Origin of the sequence: Streptomyces sp. ITFR-6 (assembly GCF_031844725.1) — a bacterium.
Taxonomy (GTDB): Bacteria; Actinomycetota; Actinomycetes; order Streptomycetales; family Streptomycetaceae; genus Streptomyces.
The window spans coordinates 3,767,469-3,783,618 of sequence record NZ_CP134612.1; the positions used below are offsets into that span (position 1 = coordinate 3,767,469).

Consider the following 16,150-nt stretch of genomic DNA (forward strand, 5'->3'; position numbering starts at 1 on the left):
GAATTATTTCGTATTCACCCATTGGACGCGGCTCCCTGGAGTGGACGATGGACGACTACCCCTTGCTCAACCTCTTCTGGACCATGCTCTGGTTTTTCTCTGGATCATGTGGCTGTTCCTCCTCTTCCGCGTGATCATGGACATCTTCCGCAGCCACGACCTGGGTGGATGGGCCAAGGCGGGCTGGCTGATCCTCGCCCTGGTGCTGCCGTATCTGGGCGTCCTGATCTACGTGATCGCCCGCGGCAAGTCCATGAGCGCGCGTGACGCGAAAGAGGCGAAGGATCGGGATGCCGCCTTCAAGGCGTACGAGAGAGACGCCGCAGGAACGGACGCGGGCGGCGGCGCGACGAAGGGCAACCACGTCGAGGACCTGGCGAAACTGGCCGATCTCAAGGACAAGGGCGCGATCACGGACGAGGAGTACCAGCAGGCGAAGACGCAGCTTCTCGTCTGACCCGGAGCGCCGCGCGGTGCGGGCGTCGGCGCGGGTGCCGACGCCCGCACCGGCGCGTTCGGATTGAGCACCGTGACATCGGTGCCGGTGCCGTACGAGGTGTAGCTCCGGTATGAAGGGGGACGGGCCGGGCGTACTGGTGCCTCTGAGGCCCAGCGGACGGATGATGCGGTCGTTCAGCTCGTGTGCCCAGCTGAGGCCCGTCACCTCGCGGATGATCATCGCGGCGAGCACGTCCGTGCCGGGGTAGAACTTCCGCGAATCCCGCATGGCCGGCCCGACCAACTCCTCCGGCGAGCAGGTGCGGAACCGCTCGGCCCGGTAGCCGGCCACCAGCGCCGCGGGGACCGCCACATCCGGCTTTCCCCCGATGCACCGACGCACTGCCCACAGGGCGGGGCCGGGGGGTGCCCCTGTACGCGGCCCGGCGACCGATGAGTTGCGACGCTAAGCGGCGTCCTACTCGGGAACGTGCCCGCCAGGCACGTCCGAACTCGACCGAGCTTGATGACCCATGAGGAGCTTCCGCGGTGAGCGACATTGTGGTCCAGAAGATCATCCGGCCCGAGCGTGCGCTGTCGGGCCCGTGGCTGGAGGTGATCGCCTCGAATCTCGACTACCACCGGGCAACGTTCCTGTGGAAGTGCGAGAGCCTCTCGGACGAACAGCTGCGGTTACGCCCTTTGCGGTCCTCCGCGTTGACCCTGCTGGGGCTCATGAGGCACCTGCAGGGCGCCGAACGTGCCTGGTTCCAGCTGGCGTTGGCCGGCACGACGCCCTGCTTCTTCCCCTATCGGACCTACGTCACCGCTGACGGCGGCGAGTGGTACGACGAGTCGGACGCGACGCCCGCCAAGGACGTGTACGAGGACTACCTCAAGGCGTGCGAGGAGTCGCGACAGGTCTTCGCCAAGGTGACCGCCGACCTCACGCGCATCGTGCCGAACCCTGAATTCGGTGGCACCGATGTGCGGTTCATCCTGGAGCACATGATCGAGGAGTACGCCCGCCACGTCGGCAACGCGGATCTCCTCCGCGAGGCCATCGACGGCGTCACGGGCGAGTAGCGAGCCGGCGCGGGACCGGACCGGCATCGGCCAGATCGAGGGGGCGGAACCGTGGACATCCCCGCAGAACTCAGCATTGGCGAATGAAACCGCGTCCTGCGGGAGTCCCGCGGTATGTCCCGGCCGGTACTCGCCGCCGCGCTGCAGGTCTCCGACCTTTCCGTGATCACTGGCACCGACCTCGACGGCACGGCACAGCCCGTTCCGCTGGGTCGGCTCTCTCACCCAGGCATGCCCACGATCTGGTCCGCAGTCATGACCCGCGGTCATGACCCGCAGCCTGGCGGGTCCGGCGGCAGGGGCGGTAGACCCAGCTACCCGCCCTACTGATCCCCTGCCCGTACCCCGAGGCCGGCGGAGAAGTAATGGCCGTTGTCCAGATCGGCGAGCATGCCGGGCTGAGCGGGTTTCCAGCCGGGGGTCCGGCGGGTGGTGAGGCTGGACGCCGGGAGGTCCAGGGTGACCAGGTTCGCGAGGAAGCCAAAGTATCCCGGCACCATCAGTACGTCCGCGGGGATGCTCACGGCGGGCAGGCCCAGGCGGCTGCCGATTGCCTCGGCGATCTCGCGGAACGGAATGCCACCGTCCTCGATCGCGTGCCAGTACTTGCCGGCCGGCCCAGGTTCTCCCACCCGGGCGAGCCGATGCTCCCGGCGGCGACCAGCGGCTTTCCGGTTCCCGCGAGTGCCTCGCCGAACGCGAGCACGGCGGGAAGCTCGGCGGCGGCCACGGCATCGATCCCGACGGACGGAAGCAGGTCCTGCCTGTGCGCGAGGTGGATGACGCCGTCGGAGTCCGCGGCCCGCCTCCGGGGCCGCCGTGCCGGCGGTGCCTGCCGCCCCGGGTGCGGGCTGCACCGCGAGAAGCCGGGAAGCCGAAGTGCCTCGACCGGCCGAAGCCGGTCGAGGCACTCAGGAGCAGGTCACAGGGGAAACCCCGCCCCGCCGGAGGTAGGCCGTGTGGGACTCGAACCCACAACCAACGGATTAAAAGTCCCGGCAAGTTCATGCCGGGACTTCCCGACCGGTCCTACGTCATCCGCTTTTGCCTGTTCAGAGGCTTAGGCCGTGCCACGTAGTCCCGTTCGAAACTGAGTGTGCCGTTCCGTCCGCTCACGCATCGCTCACGCACCCCGGCCTGCTGACCAGCAGGTTCGATGCGACATCAACAAGCCCGACCGCTGCCCGCGATGCGGGGCGGTCACGCATTCGCTCTCTCCAACGCCTCGCCTGCGGGGGGCGGCCGGAGACCGGATGCCCCGGCTAGGGAGTGTTCTCTTACGCCCTGCGGACGATGCTGGACGGCGGTAAGGAGAAGAACCACACCGTCCAACGGTTCGAGAAATCGAAGGACTCCGAGGGTGCCGCCGCGGAGGAGGGGCTAGGCGCGAGGTGACAATCGAGGTCAAGGGCTCGGGCAACATGCACACACTCGACGACTCCAGATTCGAGCAGGCGCCCCTCCCCGGGAAGGGTCCGGCCACCATCGCCGCGCTGCGCGCCGAGCTGGAGGTCGGCCAGCTAGTGATCGTCACGCAAGGCGATAAGAAGGTATCCGAACGGCAAGGACGCCTCTGGCAAATCCTGATCCAACCAGCTCACGTAGTACCTGCCTCTGCGGTGACGCTGAGACGTCACATGCGCGACCCGACGCACGAAACCCCATGACCGCGCGGCAGGATGGCAGTTCGGCGCTCAGATCGTCCGCCGAAGCCATTCCCTCTACGAAGGAAACCATGGTGATTAGTTTCGGGCCCCTTAGCCAAGGAGCGGCTAACGGTCAATCTCAGGGCGCGTGGGGCGTTACGCAATACCAGTCATCGGGAGGGGCTGGGGAATCGCCGCCGACACTGGGTTAGCAGCAGCCGTGAATCCACTGTCGGGCACTGCCGCGATGGCTTCTTCCGCCGTGGCCAGGTAGCGGGGAGACACGTCAATACCCACGAACCTTCGACCAAGCGCACGTGCCGCAACACCGGAGCTACCGCTACCAACGAACGGGTCGAGGACCAAGTCGTTGACGTCGGTACTCAAAGCAATGCAGCGACCGGGCAAAGCCGTGGGGAACTGGGCGCCGTGCCCGCCCCGGCCACTGGACGTGGGTAGGACCCAGACGTCTGACAGCTTGTCGGACTCCCAACCGACGTTTCGGCCGCCAAGCGCCGTCCCCGTGGTGCGGTAGGCCAGCTTGTTGAACTTCGGGGTACGGGTCGTCGACAGGTGCAGGACGTACTCCAGCCCTCGGCTGACACGCGAATTCTGTGGTTCGGGGGTGCTGCTCGTCTTGGCCCAGCTGATGACGCTCTTGACGAAGTAGCCGATCCGGCTGGCCCGCTCAGCTACCTGAGACGGGATCATGCACTGTTCTCCATCCTTAAGATAGGAGTGCCCAGCGCTGTACCGGCGACAATCGTAGTCACCCCAGGACCGCCCGTCTTTACCTTGCATCGCCTTGAGCGTTTCGGCGGCGTTACTACGGATCTGGGTGCGGGTGTTGTAAGTATCACCCAAGTTCCACCAAACCGAACCGTCCGCGCTCACCCTAGAGTGAAGCTGGTGCAGAATTTGCACGGTGTGACGAATGAAGCCTTCAGGGGTTTGCTCGTGGCCATAGACACACTCTTCACCATCAGCCCAGAGGACGCTGGTTGCATCCTCGTAGACTCGCACCCCCCAGTACGGGGATGACGTCACCACGCACTGAACGGACTTGGCAGGCAGATAGTGCAGGCGGTCCAGCACACTGCCTTCGAGGAGCTCGTACTTCTCCGGCTCGATCTCCACTGTTTCCGGCGGGGGGGCGGCGGAGGCAAGGTAGGGCAGGACCATGCTGCGGGGAACGAAGGTCTCGTTGAATGCGTCCTGATCCAGTAGCAACAGGACATCGTCCACCGACAGCTCGCCGCCGTGTTCCACAACGCGTCGGATGAAAACCGGGGACATACCGACGGTCGGCGCGACCGATTTGACGGAGAACTTTTCGGAACGGCCAGCCCAGGCAGAGCGATCCAGCGTGGCTACGGGAGTCCTCGGCTTGATGTCAGGCAGCCGAGAGCTTGAGGCGGTAGCCACGGTATTCCTCTCCGTCACATTTGTGGTATCGACGGTCGAATCCTATCGCAAGGAGCGGTCTAGCCATGATCCGGCCGCGGCGATCCCGCTAGTCTGTGTCGATGCCGCGCAACGCCTTCCATGATCAGGGGGGTGTAGGGGCCTGCTCGAGCACTGATCGACCGCCGCAGCACCGCGGCCAGGTAGGGGGCACAGATGCAGCGTTGTTCGCAAGAGGCGTTGGAACATGCGCTGCTCCAGCTCGCCGAACACGCCGGGGACAATAAGCACAGGTCGAACTGGATGTCTACCTTCCTGGCCGCTTGCTGGGTCAAAGCAGCGGATTACCCAAACACCATCAGCGGCGTCAACCAGGCCGTGAACGACCTCTTCGTCTTGCTACCCGACAACAGGGAACACGGCCGCATCAACCCATTCGTAGGTCCTGGCACCGCCAGCCGCTGGCTGAAGATCACTGACTCTGGCCGGTCCACAGTCTGGAACACCGGCACCCGCAAGGGAACGCAGAGGGTTCTTTTCACAGAGGAGCACTTCAAGCATGGGCTGCGGGAGGACGCCATCGACGTCCTCCTGGAAGGGATTGGTGACGCGCCACTCCCTGGCCGCGACGCGCTGGCTGTCTTCCTCACCCGCAACTACAGCTGGTCCACCATGCCGACCCGCGAACAGTTGCACGAAGTGGCCCGTCAGAAGATCGGCCTGAGCGCCGACGAGTTCGCGCGGATCACCTCGGACTGGGCCCTGCGCTGCCCGGTCCTGGGCGAGCCGGAGTGGAGCCCCGAACTGATCGAGAGGTCCGCGCTTCGGCCCCCAGCCCCCAGCCGTCCCGCCGAGGAGCCGGCGCAGGAGCAAGAAGCGTTGTGGGAGCCGGAGCAGGAGTCCACGTCCGAGGAGGAGTCCGCGCCCCAGGAGGAGTCCGCAGCCGAACCGCAGGACGACGAAGGGCTTGGCTGGACACAGGACGTATGTCACCACTCCCTGCGCGACGTGGACATCAACGCCCTGACGCGTCAGGTGCTGGAAAGCCTTGCGAATGAGCACATGGTGCTGCCCGATGCCGAGGGCCTCGTACGGCGCTGCGTGAACGCCCTCCTCGTCGGCAACCTCATACTCCAGGGACCACCCGGCACCGGCAAGACCACGCTGGCGCGGCTGCTCGCGGACGCCTTCGAGGTGGACCTGGTCGAGACCACCGCCACCAGCGAGTGGTCCCCGTACCACGTCGTCGGCGGCTTCCGCACGGCCATCGATGGGGGTCTGACTGCCTCCCACGGCCAGGTAACTCGCGCCGCCCTGCACTGCGCCCGCATCGTCCAGCAAGACGGGTGGGAAGAGGCAGAAGGAGGGGCAGGCGACGATTCTCTGTCTGGTTACCAGGCCGCGTGGCTGTTCATCGACGAATTCAACCGCGCCGACATTGATAAAGCGATCGGCTCCTTGTTCACCGTGTTGTCCTCCTGTGACGCCCGACACCTGCAGGCGACGCCATTGGACCTCTGGTTCGAGTCCGCGCCAAGTCGGCGGAAGCTGTGGATCCCGGCCCGCTTCCGGATCATCGCCACTATGAACGATCTAGACACATCGTTCATCAACCAGATCTCGCAGGGCCTGACCAGGCGCTTTCAGTTCGTCACCGTAGGAGTGCCCACGGAGCGCGCGAGCGTCGAGCAGGCAATCACCAATGAGCTGCTCCAGGCACTCGCGTCAGCACATCGCTGGCTGCACGCTACGTACGGCCAAGCCCTGCCCCTCGGCTCGCTGAATGAGGCAGAACAGGCGTGCGACGCGGAGCTGAAGCGCTTGCAGATCATCGTCGATGGTCTGCGCCAGCCCGATGCTGGACCGGGATGGCCGGTAGGCACCGCCCAGGTCGTGGACGTCATGCGACTGATGCTGCTCCAGTGGGCAAGCAACCCGAACGCGGACCTGGCGACCGCGATCGATGAGGCCGTGGCTGACCGCGTTGTGCCACAGATGGCGGGCGTAGGCAACGAATGGCAGGCGTTCGCCGAGCTCTTCGAGGTCCAGGGCTTCACCGCCACGGCTCGAGCACTGCGTCACTTGGCCGACCCCCATCACATGCCGTGAATGCCCTCGCAGCTCCCGGCGGCGATGGTGCCGGCTGGCTCGACAGGGCTACAGGCGAGGAGCTCCGTACGGAGACCGCGACCAGGGGCGGTGCCCTGAGCGTGGCAGCACGGCGGGCTGCCATCGCGATGGCACTTTCGGTTGTCGGCCGGTACTTCGCCACGGGGCTTCAGCCTCTGACTCCCCAGGCGGCACTCGGCCATGGCGACCGAAGCGGTCGCGCCGAGGAAGGGGCGCCGGACGCCCTGCTGGATGCCCTGCGGCTACGAGCCGGGCTCGCCGCCGCCCGGCGAATAAGGCTGATCCTCGAGCGGATCGCCAGCCGAGCGACTTTCCGCTACGAGCTGCGGCCCGAAGAGAGCACTGGCCATGTCACCGGGCAACTGGACGTGAGCCGCTACCTCATGCGGCTTGGCGCCGTCACGGACGTACCGACCTACCCAGTGCTCACAGTGCGGCGCACCGAGCACACCCCCGAGAACGTCCTCGCTGCGTACGCCGCCCGCTGGATTCTGCGCGAGCTGCACACATGCGTGGCGGCGATCCGAATCCCCTCGACCGGCCCCGAACACCGCCGCTACCAGGAGGAACGGCAGGCATTGGAACGCGTCCTACGGCTGCCCTGGCTGATAGCATGCGCCCCCGCGGCGGCCCAGGTGCGCCACCGCCGGGCCGAACGCGACCTGCTCGCTTCGGTGAAGCGGCGGCTGCACCGCCGTGAGATCGCCAACACCGCACCCTATGCCGAGCTGGTCGACTGGGTGGAACGCGTCCTGGCCGGCGAACCCGTCGTCGACTCCGGAGACCTGGAGTGGGATTTCTACGACGATCGGTTCGACACCCGCTTGTTCGAATTGTGGTGCCTGCGGATGCTGGCCGTGGGAATCTCTCGGCAGCTCGTAGTACCCGTGCCAGACCTCGACCCGGGCTGGCGTATCGACCGCCCCGCGTATACCTGGCACCAATACGCGGGCTCGATCGAGCTGTACTTCCAGCGGTCTTTGCCCCGCGTGGCCCCAGGGCGCCGGGCACGCTGGCGCCGCGACGACGGCACATCGCTCGGAGGAGTCCCCGACATGGTCATCCGAGCGGTACGCCCCGATGAACCGGCCTCCGAGCGGTTCGCGGTGATCGATCCGAAGCTGCGCCAGCGCGGCGGGCCTCCAGCCGAGGAGCTGTACAAGGTCCTGGGCTACCTAGACAACTTCGGCCTTTCCAGCAGCCCGCTCGGCGCAATCCTGTTCCAGACCACCGACACAGAGGACCTGACCGGTTATATCTACCGCGCCTTTAGCCCCGAGGGGGGTGGCGCTGACCACGGCTCTGATGCCTCCGGCGACGGCAAGTTGTACGCGGTCCGGCTCAACCCCGCAGCACCCGACGCAAGCCACATAGCGCTGGCTCCGCTGGTGACCACCGTCCTCGGCATGCTCGACATCCCTCGCCTGGACCAGTACGCAAACGAGCAGCCCACCAACGACGAGGGTGAGCGCTTCTACCGCGCGAAGCAGGCCGAGCTACAAGCTTGCGCGGCCACGATCCCGCCCCAGCTCCTCAATCAGTCGCGCCACCGCGTTCGCATGGCGCTCGGTGACACGCGCTGGCAAACCCTCGGCGGACAAACCCAAGCCATGCTTGCCACCGCCGAACACATCGGATTTTCCCTACTCGCAGGTTCCGACGCGCGACAGGGCATGGTGGACGACTACTCCGGCCCTGTAATCGGGGTGTGCGCCAGCATCGAGAGCGTCTTGCACGACTGCGTGATCACCCCCGCTACCTCACACGACACCGCACTCCACGAGGACTGCGGAAGAGCAACACTCGGCAATGTGATCCGCATCATCGAAGACAGTCTCAACGGCATCAGTAATCCGCAGCCGAAGCACCTAGCGGTCCTCGCCCATCTGAACGCCGCCGGTATAGACAAAGATGCCGTGCGCGACCTCGTCCAGCCGCTACGCCGGATCAGTCAGAACTTCCGCAACCCGGCCGCCCACCGCCATGTGCTGACGCAGCAGACCTGGTCCAGACTGTGGCAGATCGCGGTCAGTGAGGACAGGATCCTGGCGCGAGTAATCGACGCGGTCGCTCCCCCGCCCTACACGGGCGGCGGCGAAGAGGACGGTACAGAGCGCCCTCCCCTGAGCGGATGAAGTGCCAGCAGAGTCCTGCCGGCACTTCCTGGCCGGTCCCCGGCTATCGGTTTGGTGCCTGTTCAGGGGCTCAGCACAGGCGTTTAGCAGTTCGGCCGGGCGGGGAACTTCGTCATTCGGAGTGGCGGTCGGTGACGGGGGCACTTCGGCGTATCCGGGGTCATCCCAGTCGTGATGCTCCATCCGGCCCTACCACATCTACCGGCACTCCAGCCGCCCGAGCTTCCTCCACCGTGTCCGCTGTGCCCCCGCCCTTCCCCGAAAGAGGAAGGCGTATCAGACCCAAGGGCTAGATGAGTGCTCGAATTCGACGCCGCCCGATCGGTTGGCAGGTGAGACGTTTCGGCGGAGGAACGAACGCTACGCCGGAGAAGAGCTCTTGCTGCCGACTCCGGGATGGTGGCCATGGTCTCTCCAAGAGGTCAATCACAGGGATGGTGGCTCCGATGCAAGCATGGTGGCAGCGGACTTGCTGCCGCACCGCGATCATGTAGATCGGGAGGCGGTCCTTGTTCGGCAACCTCGCGAAGAGCCACCGTTCGACTCCGGCTGGCCCGGCGCTGCTTGGCATCCAGAGGACGATCCGGATCTGATCGTGATAGCCCAGCAATGAGATGACGGCCCCTGGCGCTGGATTCTCTTCGTGTGGGGAGAGTCACTCCCGGCCGAGGCGCTGAGGCGTGTCCAAAACACGATCGAGTGGCGACCTGCCTGGGTACTTTGACGGGCTGGGTCGGTCTGCTCGGAAGCCCATCCCCCCACTCTGCACGCGCCGTGCGGCATGAGCCCGCTCAGTCTCCGTACGCAGCCAGCGTCTCAGCCGAAGGCAAGCCCACGGAAGGCGTTCCGGAAGTCCGCCAAGGGCTGACGGTCGCGGGTGTAGTAGAGCTTGTTGGTCAGGAGCACTGCCCAACGTTGCTGACTGGGTGAGATCCACATGCCGGTGCCTGTGAACCCGTAGTGGACCCAGACGTGACCGGCCGCCGCAGTACCGGGCGCGGGGTGCCAGAACAGGCCGCGTACCGGCTGCAGCTCACCGGTCTGGAAGGTCAGCGATTCCGCGGTCCAGGCGGCACCGAACCCCGCCCGGCTGGGTGCGTTGGTGGGGTTAAGCATGTAGCGCAGGAATGCTCCGAGATCGTCCATGACGGTGAAGGCGCCGGCGATTCCGCACACTCCACCCAGGAGCCGTGCGGAGAAGTCGTGGGCAATGCCCTTGAGGTGGGTATCGGTCTCCGGGTCGAGTTCGGTCGGGGCGCATCGTGAGGCGGTCTCGGTGGGCAGCGGCCCGAAGCAGGTCGTATTCATGCCCAGTGGCTGCCAGGTCCGCTGAGTCGCGACCTCGTCGAGGCGTTGGCCGGCCAGATGCTCGGCAAGGTAGCCGAGGATGAGGGCGGCTCGATCGGTGTACTCGACGGCCTCGCCGGGGGGACGGTGCAGGGCTTCGTGGAGGACTCCGTCACGAACGTCTTGTGGGTCCGTGCCGTAGAGGTTCTTGAGTTGTGCTCGTAGCGGGACACCGGCGGTATGCGTCAGCAGCTGTCGGGCGGTTACGCCCCCGAGCGGGTGGCCGTCGACTTCGGACCAGAAGGTGCCGAGTGGGATGTCGAGATCGAGTTTGCCTTCCTCCCAGAGGGCTCCGATCGAGGCCCACACCGCGAGGATTTTCGTCAGGCTGGCGGCATCGAAAATGGTGTCGGGCCGCATCGGCGTACCGGGGTCGTCGGGGTCGAGCACTCCGGCGGAGCCGGAGGCGTGGATGCCGGCAGCGTCACCGACGGCCCATACGGCGCCTGGGTAGACCTTGTCGCGGACGCCTTCACTCAGGAGCTGTTCGATGCTGTCGGTGCGGTACGTCATGGTCTCCCTGTTCGCCGTGTGCATCCCGCCGAGTCAGCGTAGTGACGTGAGCGGGTCCAGTGGGCGATCGGCGTGGCGGGATCGTCTGCTGTGCGACGTTCATGTGAGCCGGCGGCCCAGGTCCGTCAGGGCTTGTGCGGTCGTCGAGAGTGGGTAGCGAGTGGCGTTCGCGTAGCCCGCCTGTCGGAGAGCGGGCAGCAGCCCCGGTGCGGTCCGTAGTCGGTTCAGGTCGCGGACGAGTGCGGTGGACTGCGTGAAGTCGGTGGCCACTCCGGACCCTGCGAGGACCTGGGTGAGGCCGGGCACGGGCTGGTACAGGACAGGCAGGCCGCAGGCTTGGGCCTCCAGCGCGACGAGGCCCATGGCCTCCAGGGTGGTGGACGGCAGGACCAGTACGTCGTGTTCGGTGAAGGCTTTCCACAGCTGTGGACGGCGGAGCCAGCCGAGGTAGCGGGCCCGCACGCCGGCCCGCTGGAGCAGCGGGGTGAAGGCGCGGAACTGGGCTCTGGGGGCGGCGACGCTCAGCTCGACGCCGGGAATGGGCGCCAGGCCGGTGATGAGGTGCTCGACGCCCTTCTCGGATGTCAGCCGTCCTGCGTACAGGACTCGCAGATGGCTGGTTGACGTGCGGGCGGGCCGGGCCGGTGGGTCAGTGAGCAGATGGTCGGGGATGCCCCACGGGATGTGGACGACCTTGCGGCGGTCTGTTTGCGGGGCGAGCTTGAGCAAGTGATCGGCCATGGCACCGGTGGAGACCACGATTGCGTCAGCGGCCCTCGCTGTCTCGCGCAGCACCTGGAGCTGGTCGCGGTGGGCCTCGGCAAACAGCAGGTCGGTGCCGTGAACCATCGCGATCCTCGGGTGTGCCGGCAGGGCCCGGAGTAGCGCGGGGGTGGCGCCGAACGCGAGATGGTGCAAGTGCAGAACGCCGATCTGCGCTGGATCGATCGCTGCCACCAGGGCCCGGCGCAGGGCTGCGACGTAGCGACTGAAGCCGGCACCTTCCAGACACTTCCCGGACACGGCAAGCAGGTCGAGGCCCGATGGGAGGCGGGGCCTGGGGCCCGGGGGTGCCAGCATGAAGGCGCGCGCCGGAATGAGGGGGTCGTCGCCGGTATAGAGATCGAGGAAAAGTTCGACGCTGCCGCCGGGGCTGCCGGCTGGAAGGTCGAGGAAGGTAGCTGCCAGAGGGCCCGCGGTTGGGCGAACGACGGAATTCACAAAGCTCCTTGGGGGATCTCTTCGTACAGGCGGGAGATGTCGATGCCGTTCGTCGTCGCGTACTTGGCGCGTTGTTGTTGGTAACTGGACGGGCTGCCGACGGTGGTGAGGAAGACGAGCTTGCCGAAGGTCATCCCCGGGTAGACGCGGGCGGGCCTGGCGACACGGATCTCCAAGGTCCAGCGGATTGCGTGGCCTTGGTGGCCGAGCGGGGCGGAGACGTGGACCCAGATGCCCAGCGCGCCGATGGTGCGGTTTCCGTTGAGTAGCTGTGCGTACGTTTCCGAGCCGGTCTTCTCCAGAGTGATGCCGAGGTAGAGCACTCCGGGTTTCAGGACCAGGCCGGAGGTGGGGATGGGGTGTTCGGTGAAGGTGGTGCGGGAGGCGGCGTCCAGGTCGCCGTCGCAGATGCGGATCGTGTCGCCCAGCCGCCAGTCGTAGGCGTTGGGTGAGATCCGCGCGGGCTCGTAGGGGGAGATGGTGATCTCTCCCGTGCTGACGGCAGCGACGATGGCCGGCCCCGTGAGAATCACGAGGCCACTGCCTGGATGCGTCCAGCGTCCTGCCAGTAGCGGGAGGGCTGGGGGCCGTCGGCTCCCTGGTACTTGCCGCGGTACAGGTCGACGTCACCGGTGGAGACGAAGAACATGATCTGCCCGATCTTCATGCCCGCGTACACCCGTAGCGGGCGGATGGGCGAGAGCATCAAGGTCCACTGTCCGTGGAAGCCGATGTCGCCGATCGGTGCGGTGATCTCGACGAACAGGCCGAGGCGTCCGACTGAGGAGCGGCCGAAGAGCAGGGGGACGAAGATGTCCGAGCCGACCTCCTCAACGGTGTGGCCGAGGTACAGCTCGCCGGGCTGCAGGACGTATCCGTCATCGCCGATCAGGATCGAGCGCGTGGGATTCGTCTGATGGGCGTCGACCACCTTGGCGGCATACGTCAGCAAGGTCGGACCGAGGCAGACGTTGTAGCTGTTGGGGTTCGTCTGCTCCGGGGTGAAAGGAGTGATCCGTAAGCGCCCGTTGGCCACGGCAGCCTTGATCTCAGGTCCGGTGAGGATCATCACTGGCCTCCTTCTTGGGAGTCGGCGGAGCTGGGAAGCGAGGTGGTCAGGACATGGCTTACGGCTTGTCGAAGGCGTAAGCCTGCTTGATGAGTTCGCCCGCCGAGGTAGCTGTCGGCCAGGTAGTCGGTTGTCAGCACGGTTCGGATCGCCGGGGGAAGAGGCGCAGGGGCGACGACCAGGGGGCCGACGAGTTCGGTGAGGTGGTCGAGCAGCTTGCCGTGGCCTTGGACGTGCTGCTCGGGGAGGAAGGCGTGCACGAGCTGGTTACCGAAGGGCTCGATGGCCAGCAGGTCGCCGAGGGTCAGCGTGGCGCCGAGTGGCACGGGACGTAGGGCGGTCTCGTTGAGGATGACCGCGTCAGCGCCGAGGCCGGAGTGCAGTCGGCCTGCGATCTCTTCGAGCAGTCTGCGGCGATCGAAGGGCGCATTGCGGAGGCGCTCGTCCACAGCGCCGATGGGGCTTCTCAGTCGCAGTCCGATGGCTGAGATCTTCTCCATCAGCGAGGTGAGTTCGTGAGGAACGGAATGGACGTCGGGGAAGGACCCGATGCGGGCGCCCCAGCCGCTGCCGACAGGCTCGGCGGCGGCGTATCCGACACCGAGTTCGCAGCCCTTGACCACGAGGGTGTCGCCGACGTGCACGGGGCCGAAGCTGTCGCTGTGGCAGTGCCCGGCGAAGATGACATCGGCGCGCGGGCAGGCTGCGGCCAGCTTCAGGTCCTCATCGAAGCCGGAGTGGGACAGCACCATCCACGCGTCAGCGCGGTGGTGGTTCTCCTGCATCACTTCGTGCAGCGCCCGTGCCGGGTTGCTGATGCGGTGGCCGGCGCGCTGGTCGGCAGGGATGGCGTTGAACGCCTGCGGGCCCATCACCGCAGTGAAAGCGACCCGTCGTCCACCGATGTCCTGGATACGTACACGGTCGAAGAGCGGCGTGCCGCAGTCATCGGTCGTGTTCGCGCACACCGTCATCCGGCGCAGCCGCGGCTCGAAGTAGTGCGGCCACCCGTGGTTTCCGGGCGCGAGCAGGTCGTACAGGGTGGTGAGGGCTTGGCGCTCGATGCGTCCCTCGCCGAGGTGGTAGTAGCCGCTCCCCTCGAAGAAGTCTCCGCAGTCCACGATCAGGCTGTCGGGCCTCGCAGCGTGGAGGTGGGCGAGCATCGGAGCGGCCGAGTCGAAGGCGGAGTGGACGTCGGTCGTCGCGATGATTTGCCGCAGTTGCCGGTTCACGGGATCACCTCGCAGATGTCGGCTCCGAGGGCGTGCAGCTTGACGGGCAGGTCGGCGTGGCCGCGCCGGAGCTGTTCGAGGCCGCCGAGGGTGGTCACGCCGTGAGCGGTGAGGCCGGCGATGAGCAGGGCGGAGCCCGTGCGGATGTCGGTGGTCTCCACTCCGGCACCGGTGAGTTGCTGTGGCCCGGTGAAGCGGCACTGTGTGGGTGAGAGCTCGTCGATCGTGGCTCCGAGGCGGGCGAGCTGGGGCAGCAGGTTGCGGTGGCGGCCGGGGTTGATGTCGTCGGCGAACAGGTGGGTGCCGGGCAGGGTGAGGGCCAGGGCCAGCAGCGCGGGCTCGAAGTCCGCGTCCAGGCCGCCGGGGGCCAGGGAGGCAATGGCTCGCAGTGGTCGGCCGGTGGGCTGAGCGTCCTGGGCCTGCACGATGAGGGTGCCGTCCTCGGCGTCGGCGGGAATGCCGAGCCAGCGCAGCGCGGTGATCAGGGGGGTGATGTCGTCGCGGCGTACGCCGAGGATGTGCGCGTTGCCGCCGGTTACCGCGACTGCGCAGGCCAGGGTGCCTGCTTCGATCTTGTCGCCGGGCACCCGCCACGCGATCTCCTCGCCGGAAACGGATCGAGGCGGCTGAAGGGTGAGGACGGCCTCGCTGACCCGGCACTCCCACCCGGAGATCCTCAACGCCTCTACGACGCTGAGCACTTCGGGTGACAGGTTCGGTTGGCCCAGTCGCAGCGGCCGTCCGGCGACGACCGTACGTAGGACAGCGGCGATGCTCGCTCCGCGGGACCGGAAGGGGAGCATGATCGACACCGTCCCGCGTCCGCCTGTGGCTGCTTCCACGAGGTAGCCGCGGTCGTCGACGGTCGAGCGGTCTCCGAACCGTTCGTACACCTTGAAGTGCTGCTCCATCCCGCGTTCCCCGATGGCGCAGCCGCCCGGCCACGGCAACCGGGCCCGCCCATAGGCGCCGAGAAGTGCCGGGACCAGGTAGTACGAGGCCCTGATGCGCGCAGCAATCTCGGGATCGGGATCCGGGCGTTGTTTGTCGCTCGGCAGGATCACCGTGGTGTGTGGATCGCTGACCGGGCGGGCCGCGTGCCAGCCGGTCTGCTGGAGGAGGGTGAGCATTGTTCCGACATCCGTGTTGGCCGGGACGTTGCTCAGGTGCACCGGGCGGTGCATGGCTGCGGCGGCGGCCAGCAGGGGCAGGGCCGCGTTCTTCGACCCGTCTACGGTCACGGCCCCGGCGAGCGGAACGCTCGGGCGCACGGCGACCACTTCTGCGGCGACTGGGGGAATGCGTACGGCTGGCAACAGTCAGCTCCTCATCTGGGGCACGTGTGTGGCGACGGTTGGAAGTGGGGTGCTGAACTCGAATTCGGCCCAGCAGCGCTTGCCGGAAGGCAGCGGGTCGAATCCGTGGCGGTCGGCGAGTGCGGCGACGAGGAACAGGCCGCGTCCGTCTTCCTCTTCCGTATCCGCCAGGCCGACTTCCGGGATGTCGAAGCTGGTATCGATCACCGCGATCCGCAGCGTCTCGTCGCTGAGGTAGGCGCCGGCTGTGATCGGTCCTTTGTGTGCGTGCCGTACCGCGTTGGTGATCAGCTCCGAGGCCACCAGCACAGCCGCGTCCAGGAGTGCAGGTCCGAGAGCGGCGCCCCATTCCCGTATCTCCTCGGCGATCTGCCGGCGCGCCGACGCGGCGCCGGCAGGGGTGCCGGGGACGGGAATCCGGATGTGGTGCGCTTCCATGAGCGGCCTCCTGATCGGTTCGGCCACTCCACGTAACCGCCGGACGGGCCTCTCGGACCAGGGCGTGTGCGGGTGCTGCATCGTCTATGCAGGAGCTGCATCACAGTGCACTGCCAGTCCCTTACGCTCGGTTGGGAAGGCAGGATCGGCGACGGCGGGAGGAGCCGTGGCACAG

General features: G+C 66.8%; 13 protein-coding genes and 1 pseudogene. 5 read left to right on the top strand and 9 right to left on the bottom strand.

From position 1 onward, the window contains the following. Window positions 1-47 precede the first annotated feature (47 nt). Together RLT59_RS17125 and RLT59_RS17130 are read left to right on the top strand one after the other, a co-directional pair. Window positions 48-457 (top strand): annotated as a pseudogene (locus tag RLT59_RS17125) (SHOCT domain-containing protein). Between the two features lie 530 nt (window positions 458-987). Continuing rightward, on the top strand, window positions 988-1,524 hold the full coding sequence (locus RLT59_RS17130; RefSeq protein ID WP_311304205.1) for a DinB family protein: 537 nt from the start codon (window positions 988-990) through the stop codon (window positions 1,522-1,524). 323 nt (window positions 1,525-1,847) lie between these two features. Here the strand turns inward: RLT59_RS17130 and RLT59_RS17135 are convergent, their stop codons facing one another. After that, window positions 1,848-2,156: a Rossmann-fold NAD(P)-binding domain-containing protein gene (locus RLT59_RS17135; protein WP_311304206.1), complete on the bottom strand. Its 309-nt coding sequence runs from the start codon at window positions 2,154-2,156 to the stop codon at window positions 1,848-1,850. 759 nt (window positions 2,157-2,915) lie between these two features. On the opposite strand from RLT59_RS17135, the gene RLT59_RS17140 reads away from it, so the two are divergent. Beyond that, on the top strand, window positions 2,916-3,191 hold the full coding sequence (locus tag RLT59_RS17140; RefSeq protein ID WP_311304207.1) for a hypothetical protein: 276 nt from the start codon (window positions 2,916-2,918) through the stop codon (window positions 3,189-3,191). A 135-nt stretch (window positions 3,192-3,326) separates the two neighbouring features. On the opposite strand, the gene RLT59_RS17145 is transcribed toward RLT59_RS17140, so the two are convergent. Then, window positions 3,327-4,595, bottom strand: a complete 1,269-nt coding sequence (locus tag RLT59_RS17145) for a DNA-methyltransferase (RefSeq protein WP_311304208.1) — start codon at window positions 4,593-4,595, stop codon at window positions 3,327-3,329. A gap of 282 nt (window positions 4,596-4,877) precedes the next feature. Between RLT59_RS17145 and RLT59_RS17150 the strand changes: the two genes are divergently transcribed. Continuing rightward, entirely contained in the window at window positions 4,878-6,683 is a 1,806-nt protein-coding gene (locus RLT59_RS17150) for an AAA family ATPase (RefSeq protein WP_311304209.1), read from the top strand. 101 nt (window positions 6,684-6,784) lie between these two features. After that, complete coding sequence (locus tag RLT59_RS17155; protein ID WP_311304210.1) at window positions 6,785-8,839, top strand: hypothetical protein; 2,055 nt, start codon at window positions 6,785-6,787, stop codon at window positions 8,837-8,839. Window positions 8,840-9,655: 816 nt separating this feature from the next. Here RLT59_RS17155 and RLT59_RS17160 read toward each other — a convergent pair. From RLT59_RS17160 to RLT59_RS17190, 7 genes are all read right to left on the bottom strand, one after another. Then, entirely contained in the window at window positions 9,656-10,699 is a 1,044-nt protein-coding gene (locus RLT59_RS17160) for a serine hydrolase domain-containing protein (RefSeq protein ID WP_311304211.1), read from the bottom strand. 99 nt (window positions 10,700-10,798) lie between these two features. After that, window positions 10,799-11,920: a glycosyltransferase family 4 protein gene (locus RLT59_RS17165; RefSeq protein WP_311304212.1), complete on the bottom strand. Its 1,122-nt coding sequence runs from the start codon at window positions 11,918-11,920 to the stop codon at window positions 10,799-10,801. Beyond that, the gene (locus tag RLT59_RS17170) at window positions 11,917-12,453 is read right to left on the bottom strand and encodes a dCTP deaminase (RefSeq protein WP_311304213.1); all 537 of its coding nucleotides are present in this window, start codon (window positions 12,451-12,453) and stop codon (window positions 11,917-11,919) included. The genes RLT59_RS17165 and RLT59_RS17170 overlap by 4 nt, the downstream gene beginning before the upstream one ends. Beyond that, a complete protein-coding gene (gene dcd / locus RLT59_RS17175; RefSeq protein WP_311304214.1) occupies window positions 12,450-12,989 on the bottom strand; it encodes a dCTP deaminase in 540 nt (179 codons plus the stop codon). The genes RLT59_RS17170 and dcd overlap by 4 nt, the downstream gene beginning before the upstream one ends. Further along, window positions 12,989-14,221: a metallophosphoesterase gene (locus RLT59_RS17180; RefSeq protein WP_311304215.1), complete on the bottom strand. Its 1,233-nt coding sequence runs from the start codon at window positions 14,219-14,221 to the stop codon at window positions 12,989-12,991. The genes dcd and RLT59_RS17180 overlap by 1 nt, the downstream gene beginning before the upstream one ends. Then, complete coding sequence (locus RLT59_RS17185) at window positions 14,218-15,501, bottom strand: carboxyvinyltransferase (protein WP_311307753.1); 1,284 nt, start codon at window positions 15,499-15,501, stop codon at window positions 14,218-14,220. The genes RLT59_RS17180 and RLT59_RS17185 overlap by 4 nt, the downstream gene beginning before the upstream one ends. A 39-nt stretch (window positions 15,502-15,540) precedes the next feature. Further along, window positions 15,541-15,975: an ATP-binding protein gene (locus RLT59_RS17190; RefSeq protein WP_311304216.1), complete on the bottom strand. Its 435-nt coding sequence runs from the start codon at window positions 15,973-15,975 to the stop codon at window positions 15,541-15,543. Window positions 15,976-16,150 lie beyond the last annotated feature (175 nt).

Excerpts from the sequence above, each read along its gene's own strand:
- RLT59_RS17150 (WP_311304209.1), top strand. The coding sequence starts at position 4,878 with ATGTCTACCTTCCTGGCCGCTTGCTGGGTCAAAGCAGCGGATTACCCA.
- RLT59_RS17160 (WP_311304211.1), bottom strand. The coding sequence starts at position 10,699 with ATGACGTACCGCACCGACAGCATCGAACAGCTCCTGAGTGAAGGCGTC.
- dcd (WP_311304214.1), bottom strand. The coding sequence starts at position 12,989 with ATGATCCTCACCGGACCTGAGATCAAGGCTGCCGTGGCCAACGGGCGC.
- RLT59_RS17190 (WP_311304216.1), bottom strand. The coding sequence starts at position 15,975 with ATGGAAGCGCACCACATCCGGATTCCCGTCCCCGGCACCCCTGCCGGC.